This is a genomic window from Paraburkholderia phenoliruptrix (assembly GCF_902859825.1).
GTDB classification, from domain to species: domain Bacteria; phylum Pseudomonadota; class Gammaproteobacteria; order Burkholderiales; family Burkholderiaceae; genus Paraburkholderia; species Paraburkholderia phenoliruptrix.
In genome coordinates, this window is record NZ_CADIKB010000019.1 from 104,320 (window position 1) to 119,799 (window position 15,480).

Sequence of the window (15,480 nt, forward strand, 5' to 3'; positions counted from 1 at the left end):
GGCGCCACGCGCAGCGCCGCCATCCAGTCACCTTCGACCGTAGCCGCCCCGTCATCCGATGAAGCCAGCCACCGGCCGCAAACGCCCCACCCGCCTCGTCGCCCGTTTCGTCGCGATCTCGTGGCGCGATCTCGCCGTGTCGTTCGGACCGATCCTGCTGATCGCCGCGGCGGCGATCTGGGTCGCCGTGCGCCTGATCCAGCCCGCGCCGCCGAGCACGTTGACCATCAGCGCGGGCCCGCAGGGCAGCACCTTCTGGAATGCCGCCCAGAAATACAAGGAGATTCTGGCGCGCAACCGGATCACGTTAAACGTGCTGCCTTCCGAAGGCTCGCTGCAAAACCTGAAACGGTTGTCGGACCCGAACTCGACTGTCGACGTCGCCTTCGTGCAGGACGGCATCGCGCCCGGCATGGCCAGCAATGGGTTGATGTCGCTTGGCAGCGTGTCGTATGTGCCGCTCGCGATCTTCTATCACGGCCCAACGGTCACGCGGCTCTCCGAATTCAAGGGCCAGCGGCTCGCGGTCGGCGCCGAGGGCAGCGGCACGCGTCAACTGGCGCTCGCGCTTCTCAAGGCGAACGGCATCGAGCCCGGCGGCCCGACCCGGCTGCTGCCGCTTTCCGGCGACGACGCCGCGCAGGCGCTCGTCTCCGGCAAGGTGGACGCGGCGTTTCTTGCCGGCGATTCCGCGCAGCCCGCGGTCATGGGCAAGCTTTACCGCACGCCCAACGTGCAGTTCTTCGATTTCTCGCAGGCCGACGCCTACACGCGGCGCTTTCCCTACCTGACGGCGCTCGTATTGCCGATGGGCGCCTTCGATCTCGGCAAGAACCTCCCGTCCGCGCCGGTCCGCATGGTTGCGCCGACCGCCGAACTGGTGGCGCGCGACTCGCTGCATCCCGCGCTCTCGGACCTTCTGATCGAAGCCGCGCGCGAGGTGCACGGCAAGGCGAACATCATGCAGCGCGCCGGCGAATTCCCGGCGCCGCTCGCCCACGACTTCCCGATCAGCGACGACGCCGCGCGCTACTACAAGTCGGGCAAGAGCTTCCTGTACCGCCTGCTGCCGTTCTGGCTCGCGAGCCTCGCGGACCGGCTGCTGGTGGTGGTCGTGCCGCTCGTCGTGCTGCTGATTCCGGCGTTGCGGCTCGTGCCGTCGCTGTATGCGTGGCGCGTGAAGTCGCGCATCTATCGCTGGTATGGCGCGCTGATCGCCATCGAGCGCAGCGCACTCAGCGATCATTCGGCGGCAGAGCGGGCGTCGTTGCTGCAGCGGCTCGATACGATCGAAGACTCGGTGAATGGTCTGAAGATGCCGCTGGCCTACGCGGACCAGTTTTACGTGCTGCGCGAGCACATCGGCTTCGTGCGGGCGAGACTCACGCAAAGCCGCGACACCCGGCGCGAGCTGGCCGACGACGAAACCGACGCAGCCGACCAGGAAGACGCGACCCCGGCCGCGCCGAACGAAGCCGCCGAAATGGGCGAAAGCCGTGCGGACGAGCGCCGCCAACCAGATTGACGGTGCAAGGCAGAGCCGCACCGCGTAAGATCATTACAATTCCGACGATCTGGCAGAGGCATCCGCTGTTCCGTCGGACAGGCAATCCGGGAGACATATATGACCGTTGGCATCGACGCCGCGCAGCCGCTGTGGTTTTACGATTTCGTCTCGCCGTTCACGTATCTGCTGCTCGAGCAACACGACAAATGGCCGGGCTTCGACTTCGTCTTCACGCCGGTTGTGCTGAACGACCTGTATCGCCACTGGGGGCAGCGGCCCGCGTACAGCGTGCCGGCCAAGCGTACCTTCATGTACCGGCACGCGCTCTTTCGCGCGGAGCAGCTGGGCATTCCGTACAAGATGCCGCCCGCTCATCCGTTCGATTCGATGAAGCCGCTTCTGCTCGCCACCGCCGCTCAGGCCGACGTGGTGTGCGTGCGCGAGATCTTCCGCTTTATCTGGCGCGAGGGCCGCGATCCTTCGAACGAAGCGGCGTTCGCTGAACTGTGCGAGCGCGTGGGCATGCCCGACGGGCCCGAGCTCATCAAAAGCGAAGAGGTGAAGGCCCAGTTGCAGCGCAATACCGCCGATGCAATCGGGCTCGGCGTCTACGGCGTGCCGACGTTTCGTCTGAACGACCAGCTGTTCTGGGGCGAGGACGCGCTGCCGATGGTGCTGTACTGCGCGCGCACGCCGAACTGGCTGGAATCGAGCGAAGTCAAGCGGATCAGCGCCTTGCCCTTTGGTATGGCGCCGACCTGAGTTGGCGGCGCCGCGGCGCGCGCCAGGCCCGCTGATGCCGGTCATACCGCGCCCGCTATGGCGGCGGCAGTGCAATCGGGCCTAAGGTTATAACCTTTGCGCCCTGCCTATCCGCGCTGCCGGGCTTTCGCGCGCGGCTGTGCTTCAGGCGATCCAGGCGCGACGCCGAACCGCCTTCGCTTGCCTCCTGACCATGGACGACACCGCCGCCTCACTCGATATCTGGCTCGTGCGCGTGCTGCGCACGCTGCTGGTCGAGCGCAGCGTCACGCAGACCGCGCTGCGGCTGAATCAGACGCAGCCCGCTATCAGCACGGCGCTGCGCAAGCTGCGCGAAACGCTGAACGACCCGATTCTCGTGCGCGGCAAGTCGGGCATGGTGCCGACCGAATATGGCGAGTCGCTGCTGGCCTCTGCGCAACGCGTGCTGCGCGAGGTCGATTTCGTGGCGACGCCGCATGGCGACTTCGACCCGGGCCGCTCGCGCCGCACGTTTCGCGTGGCCGCGCCCGATTATCTGAACGACTTCTTCATGCCGACCGTGATCGCGCAGTTTCGCGAGGCGGCGCCCCATGCGCGGCTCGAAATCGATTCATTGAACCCGATGCTCGACCATTGTGCCGCGCTCGATGCAGGCGAGCTCGATCTCGTGATCGGCAACTGGCCGAAGCCGGATTCGCGCTTCGAGCGCAGCGACCTGTTTTCGGACACCGTGGTGTGCCTGATGCGCGCGGATCATCCGCTGACGCGCGCGCCGCTCACGCGCGAGGCGTATCTGGCCGCGCCGCATCTCGCGCCGACGCCGTACAGCGGCGCACGCGGCGGCGCAATCGACATCGGTTTCGCGCGCGCCAAGGCCGAGCGGCGTATCGTCGCCACGCTGCCCTACTTCGGCCTCGTGCCGCAGACGCTGCTGCAATCGGATCTGATCTTCACGACGACGCGCCGCTTTGCGACGCACTACGCGAGCATTCTGCCGCTCGCGGTCGTCGAGGCCCCCATTCCGTTCCCGCGGATCAAGTGTTATCAGATGTGGCATCCGCAGCCGGATCGGCCGAGCGATCTTGGCTGGCTGCGTGCGTTGATGTCGCAGGTGTCGGACGCGCTGGTTGCGCAGAAGGTGCGACGCCCGAAGCGCGCGGGGTGAGCGGCGGCGCCCACGGTGAACTTGGGCGCGCGCCGTGAACGGCGTCGGGCGCGAGCGAGCGACGCGGGTTCGCCGCTATACGTCAAAAGTCAGCGGAGTCGGCGGTCGGCGCGCCGCCTCTGTGCTCCCAGCCTCTGCCGCGGCTTGCCGCCGCCCGCGAACCTGCAGCAATTCCGCGCACACCGCCACGGCAATCGCCGCAGGCGCTTTATCCACAATGCCCGCGATGCCGATCGGACACGTCATCTGCTCGAGCCGCTCGAGCTCGACGCCGCGTTCGAGCAGGCGCCGCTCGAACTTCACCCGCTTCGTCTTCGAACCGATCATGCCGAAGTAGGCGCAATCGCGCCGCCGCATGATGCGCAGCGCGAGCGAAAAATCGAGCGCGTGGTTATGCGTCATCACCAGAAACCAGGCGCCGGGCGGCGCGGCATCGACCACCGCGTCGGGCGTGTCGGTGGCTTCGATCTGCACGTTGGCGGGCGTTTCGTCGGGGAACAGTTCGTCGCGCTCATCGACCCACTGGACCACACACGGCAGATTCCCGAGCAGGCGCACGAGCGCATGGCCAACATGTCCCGCGCCGAACAAGACGATGTGCATCGGCGCCGCGCGCGGCGCCTCGCCCGCGCTGCGCCGGCCAATCTGGATAGAACCGCAGTCTCTCATCGCCATCTCTCTGTTAGTGCCGCGCGGCGGACGTCGCGGCGCGCACCGCAGCGATCGCCTTGAGGATTTCCTCGCTCGTCGCGGGCGCATTCAGCGGCGGATTCACCTTGTGATTGCCCACTGCGGACACCGCATCGCGAATCGCAAAGAACACCGAGAACGGCAACAGCAGCGGCGGCTCGCCCGTCGCCTTCGAACGATGGATGCTGTCCTCCGCGTTGCGGTTCTTGAAGAGGCGCACGTTGAAAACCGGCGGCGTATCGTTGACGGTCGGGATCTTGTAGGTGGACGGCGCGTGCGTCATGAGTTTGCCGCCCGCGTTCCACCACAGCTCTTCGGTGGTCAGCCAGCCCATGCCTTGAATGAAGGCGCCTTCCACCTGGCCGATGTCGAGCGCCGGATTCAGCGACGCGCCCACGTCATGCAGCGCGTCCGCGCGCAGCACGCGCATTTCGCCCGTCAGCGTGTCGATCACGACTTCGGACACGGCCGCGCCGTATGAGTAGTAGTAGAACGGCCGGCCTTGCAGCTTCGCCTGATCCCAGTAGAGCTTGGGCGTCGCGTAAAAGCCGTCGGACCACAACTGGATGCGCGCGAGATAAGCCTTCGCGACCACTTCCTCGAACGGCACGATCGCCTCGCCGACTATCACGCGATCATGCGCGAAGCGCACGTCCGAAGCCTTGACCTCCCCCGCGCCGAAGCGCTCCGCGGCAAACGCGGCGAGACGCTCGCGAAGCTGACGCGCGGCGTCCTGCGCGGCCTTGCCGTTCAGATCGGAGCCGGTCGACGCCGCCGTGGCCGACGTGTTCGCGACCTTGCTCGTATCGGTTGCGCTCACGCGAATCCGGTTGAAGCCGACACCCAGTTCATGCGCGACGACCTGCGCGACCTTCGTGTTCAGGCCTTGGCCCATTTCGGTGCCGCCGTGGTTCACGAGCACCGAGCCGTCGGTATAGATGTGCACGAGCGCGCCGGCCTGGTTGAAGTGCGTAACGTTAAACGCAATGCCGAACTTGACGGGCGTGAGCGCGAGGCCCTTTTTCAGGACCTCGTTGTTCGCGTTGAATTCGTCGATTGCCGCGCGGCGCGCGCGATACCCGCTCGTCGCTTCGAGTTCGTCGATCAGTTCGTGAATCACGTTGTCTTCGACGATCTGGCCATACGGCGTCTGATTGCGCTCGGTCTTGCCATACAGATTGCGGCGCCGCACGTCGAGCGCGTCTTCGCCGACGGCCCGCGCCACGTTGTCCAGAATGTATTCGATGGCGAACGCGCCCTGCGGTCCGCCGAAGCCGCGAAACGCCGTGTTCGACTGCGTGTTGGTCTTACCGCAAAAGCCGTCGATGGACACATCCGACAGCCAGTACGCGTTGTCGAAGTGGCACAGCGCACGCGTCATGACGGGGCCTGACAGGTCCGCCGAGAAACCGCAGCGCGACGTCATGTCCACGGCGACGCCTTCAATCACGCCCTTGTCGTCGTAGCCGACTTCATAGGTGTAGTGAAAATCGTGGCGCTTGCCGGTGACCATCATGTCGTCGTCGCGGTCGGGGCGCAGCTTGACCGGGCACAACAGCTTCCATGCGGCGAGCGCCGCGCAGCATGCGAACAGACCCGACTGCGATTCCTTGCCGCCGAAGCCGCCGCCCATTCGCCGGCATTCGATTAATACGTTGTGCGATGCAATGCCGAGCGCGTGCGCGACGAGGTGCTGCATTTCGGTGGGATGCTGCGTCGAACAGTAGACGTGCATGCCGTCGTCGTCCTTCGGCACGGCGTACGAAATTTGCCCCTCCAGATAAAACTGTTCCTGCCCGCCGAGCAGCATTTCGCCGGCCTCGCGATGCGCGGCGCGCGCAATCTTGGTACCGGCCTCGCCGCGCGCGAGCTTCATCGGCGGCAGCACGGACTGATTGGCGGCGCGCGCCTGCTGCGCGGTCAAAATGGCCGGCAGTTCCTCGTAGACGATTTCCGCGCGCCGCGCGGCGAGGCGCGCGGTTTCATGCGACGTCGCCACCACGATGAAGACCGGCTGGCCGACGTATTGCACGACGCCGTCCGCGAGAATGGGATCGTCGCCGTGCACGATCGGCGCGACGTCGTTGGCGCCGGGAATGTCGTCGGCCGTGAAGATCGCGACCACGCCGGGCGTGGCGCGCACTTTGTCGAACGAGATCGACACGATCTTCGCGTGCGCTTTCGCCGACAGGCCGAGCGCCGCGTGCAGCGTGCCGGCGACCGTCGGGATGTCGTCGGTGTAGGTAGCGCGGCCGCTTACGTGCAGATGCGCGGATTCATGCGGACGCGACACGTGAACCTGCGTGAAGTCGTCGAGCGCCTGAGCATCTTTCAGGAAGGGTTCGGCATGCTGATTCATTATTGAGTTCTCCGTATTCCTCGTGGATCGCGCGCGTCTTGCGCCTTAGGCGCCGGCGGCCGCATTGACATCGCGATTCACATCGGCAGGCGCACGGGCCGCGGCGACCGCGCGCACGTCGAGCGCGCTTTTCGGCAGCGGATTGTTCGGGCGTGTTTCGAGCCAGAAGCGATACAGGGTGTTTTTCGCCGCTTCCAGACGATAGTCGCTGGTCGCGCGCATATCCGAGAGCGGCGTGTAGTCGTTGCCGAGCGCGAGCATCGCGGCCTGCGCGGTGGCTTCGTGCCATTCGGCGTCGCGCAGCACGGCCTCGGCGTGCGTGGCGCGCTTCGGCGTCGCCGCCATGCCGCCGAACGCAATGCGCGGCTCGCGAATCAGCTTGCCGTCCGCGATAAAGGAGAATGCCGCGCACACGGCGGAAATGTCGGAGTCGAAACGCTTGGAGAGCTTGTAGGTGCGGAACTGCAGCTTCGCGCGCGCGCCGGTGCGCGTCGGCACCTTCACGCCGACGACGAACTCGTGCTCTGCCATATCTTTCTTCTGATAAGCGAGGTACAGGTCCTCGAGCGGCATATCGCGCTCCGTCGCGCCGCCGCGCACGATCACACGCGCGCCGAGCGCGATGAGGCCGGGCATCGAATCGCCGATCGGCGAGCCGTTCGCGATGTTGCCGCCGAGCGTGCCGGCGTTACGAATCGGCAGCGAAGCAAAGCGTTGCCACATCTCGGTAACTTCCGGATACTGCTTCGCGATCTCCGCATACGCTTTTTCGACGGTCACGCCCGCGCCGATTTCGATCCATTCGCCGCGCGTGTCGAGCTTCTGCAATTCGGCGATCTGCCCGACGTAGACCACATTGCCCAGTTCGCGCATCTGCTTCGTCACCCACAGGCCGATGTCCGTGCTGCCCGCGAGAATGCGCACGGCGGGCTCGGCCTCCTTGATGTGCGCAAGCGCCTCCACGGTGCGCGGTGCGTGAAAGCGCTGGCCGGCGCGTTCGTAATGGAACGTGTCGTTGCGTTGCAGTGTGGCGAGCGTGTCCGCCAGCGCGGCGACATTGACCGGCGCCTTGGGCGCGGGCGTTTCGAACATGCGCACGGCCGCATCCACGATCGGTCGATAGCCGGTGCAGCGGCACAGGTTGCCGGTCAGCGCGTTGCTGATGTCTTCGCGCGAAGGCACCGTCCTGTTCGCGCAGCCCTGTTCGTGGCCGTGCTTTTCATAGAGCGACCACATCGACATGACAAAGCCCGGCGTGCAGAAACCGCATTGCGAGCCGTGGCATTCGACCATCGCTTCCTGCACCGGATGCAGAGAGCCGTCCGGCTGGCGCAGATCTTCGACGGTGAAAAGCGCCTTGCCGTCGAGCGTGGGCAGGAACTGGATGCAGGCGTTGACCGCCTTGAAGTCGACGCCGCCTGCTTCGTTGCGTTCGCCGACCACGACCGTGCACGCGCCGCAATCGCCTTCGGCACAGCCTTCCTTGGTGCCGGTGCAGTGCGCGTCCTCGCGCAGGTACTGCAGGACCGTGCGGGTGACGGGCGCGTCCGCGATTTCGCGGATCGCGTTGCGGTGGTAGAAGCGAATCGGCTCAGTCATGTCTCGTGCTCTCGATGTCTCGAATCTCATGTGCGGCTGGCAGTACCGCGGGGATGGTTCGAAAACTATCACCGTCAATAAATACAACCCATAGGCCGGATCGCATGCGGGACATATTCGTTAAGCGATAACGAGATGGATTTTGCGGGGCGCGGGCTTATGTTGCTGTGGCAGGTTCAAGGCATTTTTGCTAGTTTCGATGCGTTACGGACATTTCATGTTGTGCTCGCGCGACGGAATGGGGCGAAAGAGGCCGCCCCTTCGAGCGTCGAAGGCCGTGCTATCGGGGCACCTTGCCGGGTTTACTTCCGATGATTATTAAGCAAACGCTGCAAGAGAATCGGTTCCATGGGAAAATCACGCCTTCCCGCCGTTTTCAAGTCTCGTTTTCCCCATGTCCACCGACACAGCGACAACTCGCAGCGAATTCGCGACGACCCTGCAGATCATTCCGGTCGTCTTTTTCACGTTTCTTTGCTACCTGACGATAGGCATTCCGCTCGCCGTGCTGCCCGGCTATGTCCACGGCGACCTCGGCTACAGCGCGGTTCTCGCGGGCGCGGCGATCAGCGTGCAGTACCTCGCGACGCTGGCCTCGCGGCCGCTCGCCGGCCGTTCCGCGGACACGCTCGGGCCGAAGCGCACGGTGTCAATCGGTTTGCTCGGCTGCGGCGCGAGCGGCGTTCTGTTGTTGCTGGCGGTGTTGAGCGGGCGCTGGCCGGCGGCGAGTCTCACCCTGCTGGTTTGCAGCCGGCTCGTGCTCGGCTTCGGGGAAAGCCTGTGCGGCACGGGTGCGATTCTGTGGGGGATCGGCCGCGTGGGCACGAACAACAATGCGCGAGTGATCTCGTGGAACGGCATCGCGACATATGGCGCGCTGGCGGTAGGCGCGCCGCTCGGCGTCGCGATCGAGCGGACGGTCGGCTTTGCGGCGCTCGGCATTCTCGTGATACTGCTGGCGGCGCTCGGCTACTACCTCGCCCGGTCGATGGCGGCTGTGCCTGTCGTGCATGGCGAGCGGATGTCGTACCGAAGCGTGTTCACGCGGGTGCTGCCGCACGGTATCGGCCTCGCGCTCGGCTCGGCCGGCTTTGGATCGATCGCGACGTTCATCACCTTGTTTTATGCAGCGAAGCAGTGGCCGAACGCGGCGTTGTCGCTGACGGTGTTCGGCACGCTGTTCATCGGCGCGCGGCTGCTGTTCGCCAACACGATCAAGACGTATGGCGGATTCCGCGTCGCGATTGCTTCGTTTTCCTTCGAATGTGTCGGCTTGCTGATGCTGTGGCTCGCGCCTGAGCCGCATGTCGCGCTTGCTGGTGCTGCGTTGACCGGCTTTGGTTTTGCACTGGTTTTCCCGGCGCTTGGCGTCGAGGCGGTAGGACTCGTGCCGCCGGCCAGCCGGGGGGCCGCTTTGTCGGCTTATTCGGTGTTTCTGGATTTGTCGTTGGGGATTACGGGGCCGCTGGCCGGGTATATTGCCGGCGAGTTCGGGTATGGGTCGGTGTTTTTGTTTGCGGCTGTGGCCGCTGCGGCGGCCGTGGTGTTGTCGGGGTTTCTTTATGTTCGCGATGTGAGGGTCGGGAAGATGCCTGCGGCGCTTTGAGGTTTTCTGGGTTTTTGGGTTTCTGCGTTTGTTTGTGGTTAAACCCCTTGGCCTTTCCTTGAGGCCACGGTGGTCTATTAGTGTTGCCCCTGTGCGGGGCGGCACTTACTTTCTTTGCCGCCGCAAAGAAAGTAAGCAAAGAAAGCGGGCTCACACCGCCAGCTCATAAGTGAGTCCCTCGCTCGGAGGGGGTAGTGGTGCATCTGGAATCCGTGCCCTCGCACATTCCACCGCCGTGACAAGGCAGTCATTCTTCTGGCGACGCTGCGCGCGCCGCAGCGGTCGTTCTCAACACCACCCTCCGTTCAACCGCTCCCCTTTCTGTTTAGTTTCCTGATCATTTTGTATGTCAGTTGCGCCGGTCCCTGACCGGGACGCGCGCCGATTGCGCTCCCACATTCCAGCGCCGCCTCGCGAAAACCCATCAGCACCTCGCCGAGGCGCTGCCGACGGCCCCACCGCGCGTAATCGCGAGCGACTGGGCTGGGCCCGCCCCTTCCGGCGAGCACGCAGTGCGAGGCGGGAAGCATGACTGCCTTGTCACTAGCGCGGAGTGCGCGAAAACACAGATTCCAGATGCACCACTACCCCCTCCAAGCCAGGGGACCCACTTACAAGCTGGCGGTGTAAAGCCGCTTTCTTTGCCTACTTTCTTTGCGGCATGCAAAGAAAGTAGGTGCCGCCCCGCACAGGGGCAACACCAATAGACCACCGTGACCTCAAGGAAAGGCCAAGGGGGTTAACAACACATCAAAACAACAAAACCAGCAAACCCTCACTTCCCCCCCGACAACCCCCTCTCCAACGCCGCCACGCCGGCAGGCAAATCCACCTTCACTCCAAGATCCACCATCGTCCGCCCCAACGCATGCACGGTCCGGAAAAGATTATGCTCACGGCACTGCTCGCCCATCTGCCCAATACGGACAATCGGCAATCCGAACGACCCGGAAATCTCCACCTGATGCTGCCGCGAAATATGCGCGCAGACATCGCCCGGACTCAAGCCCGGGGGCACCTCGATCCCCACCACCGAATTCAACCGGTACTCCTTCGGCGCATACAACTGCAGACCGAGCGCCGTCACGCCCTCCTGTAATGCCACGGAACACTTCAAGTGCCGCGCGAAACGCTTCTCCAGCGTCTCGGCGCATACGAGCCGCAACGCTTCGTGCAGCGCGAGCACGCCCGACACCGGTGCCGTGTAGTGATACCCCGCGTTGTGCCAGAAGTTCTCAGCAAGCGATGCGTCCAGGCACCAATGCGCGTTCGGCGCCGTCCGTCCCTTCACCCGCTCCCACGCCGCATCGGAAAACGCAATCAGCGAGACACCCGGAATCGACGACAAACCCTTCTGCCCACCGGTGATGACCGCGTCGATACCCCACGCGTCCATCGCGAGCGGCATTGTGCTCAATGTGCAGACGGCGTCGACGATCACGAGCGCGCCCGCCGCTTTCGCCAGCGCCGCGATGTCCTTCAATTGATAATTCCACACCGTATTCGACGTCTCGCCCTGCACGATCGTGACGATCTCGGGGCGCTCGCGGCGAATCGCGTCCGCGATCTGCTCGAGAGTTGCCACTGACCTGTCGGCCACTTCCAGCACGCTCACCTGCGCACCGACGCGGCGGCCCATCTCGGCCATCCGTCCGCTGAAGAAGCCATTCTTGATGCTCAGGACGCGCGTGCCTTCCCAGGCGAGATTGGAGATCGCCATTTCCATCGCGGCCGAGCCCGGGCCCGCGACGCCCAGCACCCATTTCGAATGCGTCTGGAACACATAGCGCGCCATCGTCTTCACCTGGCTGATCACCTTCACCATCGTCGCGCCCAAATGGTTGATGACGATCGTGTTGGCCTTCGCGACGGCCGCGGGGATCGGCACGGGACCGGCGCCCATCATCAGCAACGGCTCTTCGGGAAGAATGGCGTCGAGCGATTCGACAACCGGGCACGGCACAGCAGTGGACGCAACGTTGAATGATGAAGTCGGCATGATCGGTACTTGAAGGAAAGCGCAAGATGGAATGCACAGGAGCCAACGGCCTCGTCAGCTGTCATGCTGGCAAGGCCGTCGTTCGATGATTCACTGATCCGCGCGATTGCGCAAGTTTTTTGACCATGCTTCGTGCAACCGTGCTGCGCGTGCCGAGTCAGGCAACGGTTGCTCAAGCGTCATTTCACGGCGCTCTTGTCGAGTTTCTTCCCGGTCGCCGCATTGAAACGCTCGACATATTCCTCGATCAGACGGCGCATGGCCCGCCCGATCTGCCGGTAATCGGACTCGTTGAGGTTCGCGAGCGACACACGGCCCGACGGATGCTGCGTGCCGAAGCCGCGTCCGGGCAGCAGCACGACACGCGCTTCGCGCGCGAGGCGAAACAGCAGTTCGGAAGGCTCGGTGTTGTCCAGCAGCCAGTCGACGAACTCCCGCCCATGCGCCCGCTCGCCGAGGTACTCCACGTCGAGAATAGTGTAGTAGTCCACCTGATTCGGGTCGTCGTCCTTGAATGAAATGCCGACCTCTTCGTAAAGCGCCTGCTTGCGCTTGCGGATCAGGCGCTTTAACGCATTCTTGTAGGCGTCCGGCGTGTCCATCAGCGAGAACAGCGAAAACAGCACCATTTGCACCTGCTGCGGCGTGGACAGCCCCGCTGTGTGATTCAGCGCGACGGTGCGGCTGTCCGCCACCAGACGGTCGATGAACCTGAGCTTGCCCGGCTCGGTGGTAATCGACTCGTAGCGTTCGTGCAGCTGTCTTTTTACGTCCTCCGGCAATTCGGCGATCAACCTGTCGAGCACATTGTCGCGATGCGTCGCAATCGTGCCGAGGCGCCAGCCGGTCGCGCCGAAGTACTTCGAATACGAATACACGAGAATGGTGTTCTTCGGCGCCAGCGCGAACAGCGAAACGAAGTTGTCGGCGAAAGTGCCGTACACGTCGTCGGTGAGGAGAATCAGATCGGGCCGCTCTTTTACGATGTCGGCAATGTATTGAAGACTTTCGTCGTCGATTTTCACGGAAGGCGGATTGCTCGGGTTGACCAGAAAGAACGCCTTCACCTTCGGATCGCGCAGCTTGTCGAGCTCGCGTTTTGAATACTGCCAGCCGTTTGCGACGTCGGCTTCGAGATTCACTACGTTCAGCTGATAGTCGTTCAGCCGCGGGATCTCGATGTACGGCGTAAAGATCGGCATGCCGAGCGCAATCGTATCGCCCGTCCTGATGAGGTGATTCTCGCGCAGCGTGTTGAAAATATACGTCATGGCCGCGGTACCGCCCTCCACGGCGAATACGTCGAACTCGCCGACGAACGGATGTTGACCGATCATCTCGCGACGCAGGTACTGTCCGACAATTACTTCGGATAGCTTAAGCATTCTATCGGGCACCGGATAGTTCGATGCCAGAATCCCCTCGCACATCTCATACAGAAAGTCGCCCGCGGACAGTCCCAATTGATCGCGCACATACGACACCGCGCCGCGCAAAAAGTCGATTCCCGGCACGCCGCGGTTTTCGCGCAGGAACAGGTCGAAGCGCTCCTCGAGGCCCTCGCGCCGTGGAAATCCGCCAACGCCCTCCGGCATGTAAGCGAACGAGCGCTCCGACTCGCGCATCGCAAAGAGACCGAGCTGCCAGAAACCGTGACGCGGAATCGTCGCGAGAAAATTCGGATTGCCGCGTCCTGCGTTGAGCATCGCCATGTTGGCCGGACGCTCCACGACACCGCCGCCCGCCGCCTTGATGAGTTCGTCCTTCAACTCAAACGGGCTGAGCGCTGCAAGACCCGGTTGAGCCATGTCTGCATGCGTGGTGCCGCCATTCTGTTTTGCCATGATGCGTTCTCCGATGAGCCAGATGAAAGGCGCGACCGGGCATCGGCGAACGACGCCCCGGCCCGCGCGAAGAAAAGATGCGATGCGTTTTCTAGACGAGTCCGACGACGAGCGGCCCGAGCAGCGTCAAGGCGACGTTTGCGATGGCATACGTGATCGCGAACGGCACGGTAGGCACCGCGCTCTCGGCCTTGTCGAGCACGCCGCCGAACGCCGGATTGGCACTGCGCGAGCCCGTGAGCGCACCCGCCAGGATGGCCGCGTTGTTGTAGCGGAGCACGTAGCGGCCGAACAGCATCGTGAGGAGAAGCGGAAAGAGCGTGACGAACACACCGAGCAGGAAGATCGTCATGCCGCTTTGCCTGACCGTCACCACAGCCTGCAAGCCGGAATTCAGGCCGACCACGGCGACGAAGGCCGCGAGTCCGAAGTCCTTCAGCAACTGCGACGCCGCCGTGGGCATGACGCCATACATCGGATGCTTGCCGCGCATCCAGCCGAACAGCAGGCCGGCAAGCAGGCAGCCTCCGCCTGAGCCGAGCGTGAGCGGAACGCCGCCGACGTCGACGACGATCAGCCCGATCAAGAGCCCGAGCACGAGACCCGCGCCCATGTAGATGAAATCCGTCTTGTTGGAGTACGGCAATTCGTAGCCGGCGGCTTCCACCGCGCGCTTCGTGTCCTTCGGCGATCCGTAGAAGGTGATGACGTCGCCATGTTCGAGCTTCGTCTCGGGCAGCAGCGGCAGCGGCTGGCCGGCACGCGACACGCTCTGGATATACACGCCGTGGCGCATGTCGCGATCGACGAGTTCGCGCGCGGCCGCAATCGTCGTGTGATTCATGCCTTTGCGCGTGAACACGCCTTCGCGTGTTTGCATGACGACGCCCAGGTCGCCGATGCCGGCCACCTCGCTGCCGTTTGCGCCGAAATCGACCACGGCTTCGCGGCGGCCCACCACCAGCACGACGTCGTCGGGCGCGAGCTGCAGATCGGGCGTCGGGTCCAGCGCGTGGCCGCCCCGCTTGACGCGCTCGATGGTCAGCAGGTCGCGATGCAGCGTCTCCACCTCTTTGACGGTCTTGCCGGCGCTGAAGTCGATCCGGTACGCGCGCCCCACCAGTTCGGGTAACGCTACAAGCTGTCCGGGCGCGCGGGACGGCCCGCCCGGCGCGAGGTCGCGTTCGGCTTCGACCGATGCATCGCGCAGGCTCTGCCCCATGAACTTCGGCAGCACGTTCACGCACACGATGATGGCGCCGAGCGAGCCGAACACATAGGTCACGGCGTACGCAATCGCGACGTCGGATTGGAGGGACTTGACCTCGTCGGCGGGCAGCCCGAGGCGCGCGATGGCATCGCCTGCGGTGCCGATGATCGCGGATTGCGTCAGCGCGCCGCCCGCCAGCCCGGCGGCGAGTCCCTTGTTCAGATGGAACAGCTTCGCGCAGACCACCACGGTGATCAATGCCGTGACCGCAAGAAAGACCGCCATGGCGATCTCGCGCAGCGTCTTGCGGTTGAGCGAATTGAAAAAGCCCGGCCCGGAGTCGTAACCGACTGCGTAGATAAACACGGCGAACATGACCGCCTTGACGCCGTTATCGATCGTGACACCAGCCTGACTAATGACCACGGCCGCCAGCAACGAGCCGCCGACGCCGCCTAACTGAAATTTGCCGAAGTTGATCTGGCCGATGAAGTAACCTGCTGCCAGCGATAAAAACAGCGCGATTTCAGGAGATTTCTGAAAGATGTGATGTAGCCAGTCCATCATGTCCTCGTTGTTTCGTTTGTTGTACTAATCGATATGCGTGGTCGGCCACACGCAGGCGCTGCCGTTGGCCGACGTCGGACTGGCAATGTCCCACAGACAGTTGAAGGTTGGGACGGCGGGTGCGGCATAGATTATGCGACCTTGCGATCATGGTCAATGTTGGATTTCGAGGGCGAACGCTTCAGGGCGG

Annotated in this window: 10 protein-coding genes; 4 read left to right on the forward strand and 6 right to left on the reverse strand. The window is 63.9% G+C overall.

Annotated features, from left to right (window positions below; genetic code table 11):
- Positions 1-58: 58 nt before the first annotated feature.
- The 3 genes from HV711_RS19310 (at position 59) to HV711_RS19320 (ending at position 3,416) form a co-directional block, all read left to right on the forward strand.
- Positions 59-1,525, forward strand: coding sequence for a TAXI family TRAP transporter solute-binding subunit (locus HV711_RS19310; protein ID WP_035486005.1), 1,467 nt, complete (start codon positions 59-61; stop codon positions 1,523-1,525).
- Between the two features lie 99 nt (positions 1,526-1,624).
- A complete protein-coding gene (locus HV711_RS19315) occupies positions 1,625-2,269 on the forward strand; it encodes a 2-hydroxychromene-2-carboxylate isomerase (protein ID WP_035486008.1) in 645 nt (214 codons plus the stop codon).
- A gap of 193 nt (positions 2,270-2,462) precedes the next feature.
- Positions 2,463-3,416 carry a LysR family transcriptional regulator gene (locus tag HV711_RS19320; RefSeq protein WP_028362738.1) on the forward strand — a complete coding sequence of 318 codons (954 nt, stop codon included), beginning with the start codon at positions 2,463-2,465 and terminating at the stop codon, positions 3,414-3,416.
- A 75-nt stretch (positions 3,417-3,491) separates the two neighbouring features.
- On the opposite strand, the gene xdhC is transcribed toward HV711_RS19320, so the two are convergent.
- The 3 genes from xdhC to xdhA are packed head-to-tail and all read right to left on the reverse strand — an operon-like array spanning position 3,492 to position 8,064.
- Positions 3,492-4,085, reverse strand: a complete 594-nt coding sequence (xdhC, locus tag HV711_RS19325) for a xanthine dehydrogenase accessory protein XdhC (protein ID WP_035486011.1) — start codon at positions 4,083-4,085, stop codon at positions 3,492-3,494.
- Between the two features lie 13 nt (positions 4,086-4,098).
- Positions 4,099-6,465 (reverse strand): xanthine dehydrogenase molybdopterin binding subunit, encoded by a 2,367-nt coding sequence (xdhB, locus tag HV711_RS19330; RefSeq protein WP_035486014.1) that lies wholly within the window; start codon positions 6,463-6,465, stop codon positions 4,099-4,101.
- A gap of 45 nt (positions 6,466-6,510) precedes the next feature.
- Positions 6,511-8,064, reverse strand: coding sequence for a xanthine dehydrogenase small subunit (gene xdhA / locus HV711_RS19335; RefSeq protein ID WP_035486016.1), 1,554 nt, complete (start codon positions 8,062-8,064; stop codon positions 6,511-6,513).
- A 394-nt stretch (positions 8,065-8,458) separates the two neighbouring features.
- Here xdhA and HV711_RS19340 point away from each other — a divergent pair, with 394 nt between their 5' ends.
- Positions 8,459-9,670: an MFS transporter gene (locus tag HV711_RS19340; RefSeq protein WP_035486018.1), complete on the forward strand. Its 1,212-nt coding sequence runs from the start codon at positions 8,459-8,461 to the stop codon at positions 9,668-9,670.
- A gap of 775 nt (positions 9,671-10,445) precedes the next feature.
- Here HV711_RS19340 and HV711_RS19345 read toward each other — a convergent pair.
- The 3 genes from HV711_RS19345 to aspT form a co-directional block, all read right to left on the reverse strand.
- Entirely contained in the window at positions 10,446-11,669 is a 1,224-nt protein-coding gene (locus tag HV711_RS19345; protein WP_035486020.1) for a pyridoxal-phosphate-dependent aminotransferase family protein, read from the reverse strand.
- 179 nt (positions 11,670-11,848) lie between these two features.
- Positions 11,849-13,513 carry a bifunctional aspartate transaminase/aspartate 4-decarboxylase gene (locus HV711_RS19350; RefSeq protein WP_013587221.1) on the reverse strand — a complete coding sequence of 555 codons (1,665 nt, stop codon included), beginning with the start codon at positions 13,511-13,513 and terminating at the stop codon, positions 11,849-11,851.
- A gap of 91 nt (positions 13,514-13,604) precedes the next feature.
- A complete protein-coding gene (aspT, locus tag HV711_RS19355) occupies positions 13,605-15,287 on the reverse strand; it encodes an aspartate-alanine antiporter (RefSeq protein ID WP_035486022.1) in 1,683 nt (560 codons plus the stop codon).
- Positions 15,288-15,480 lie beyond the last annotated feature (193 nt).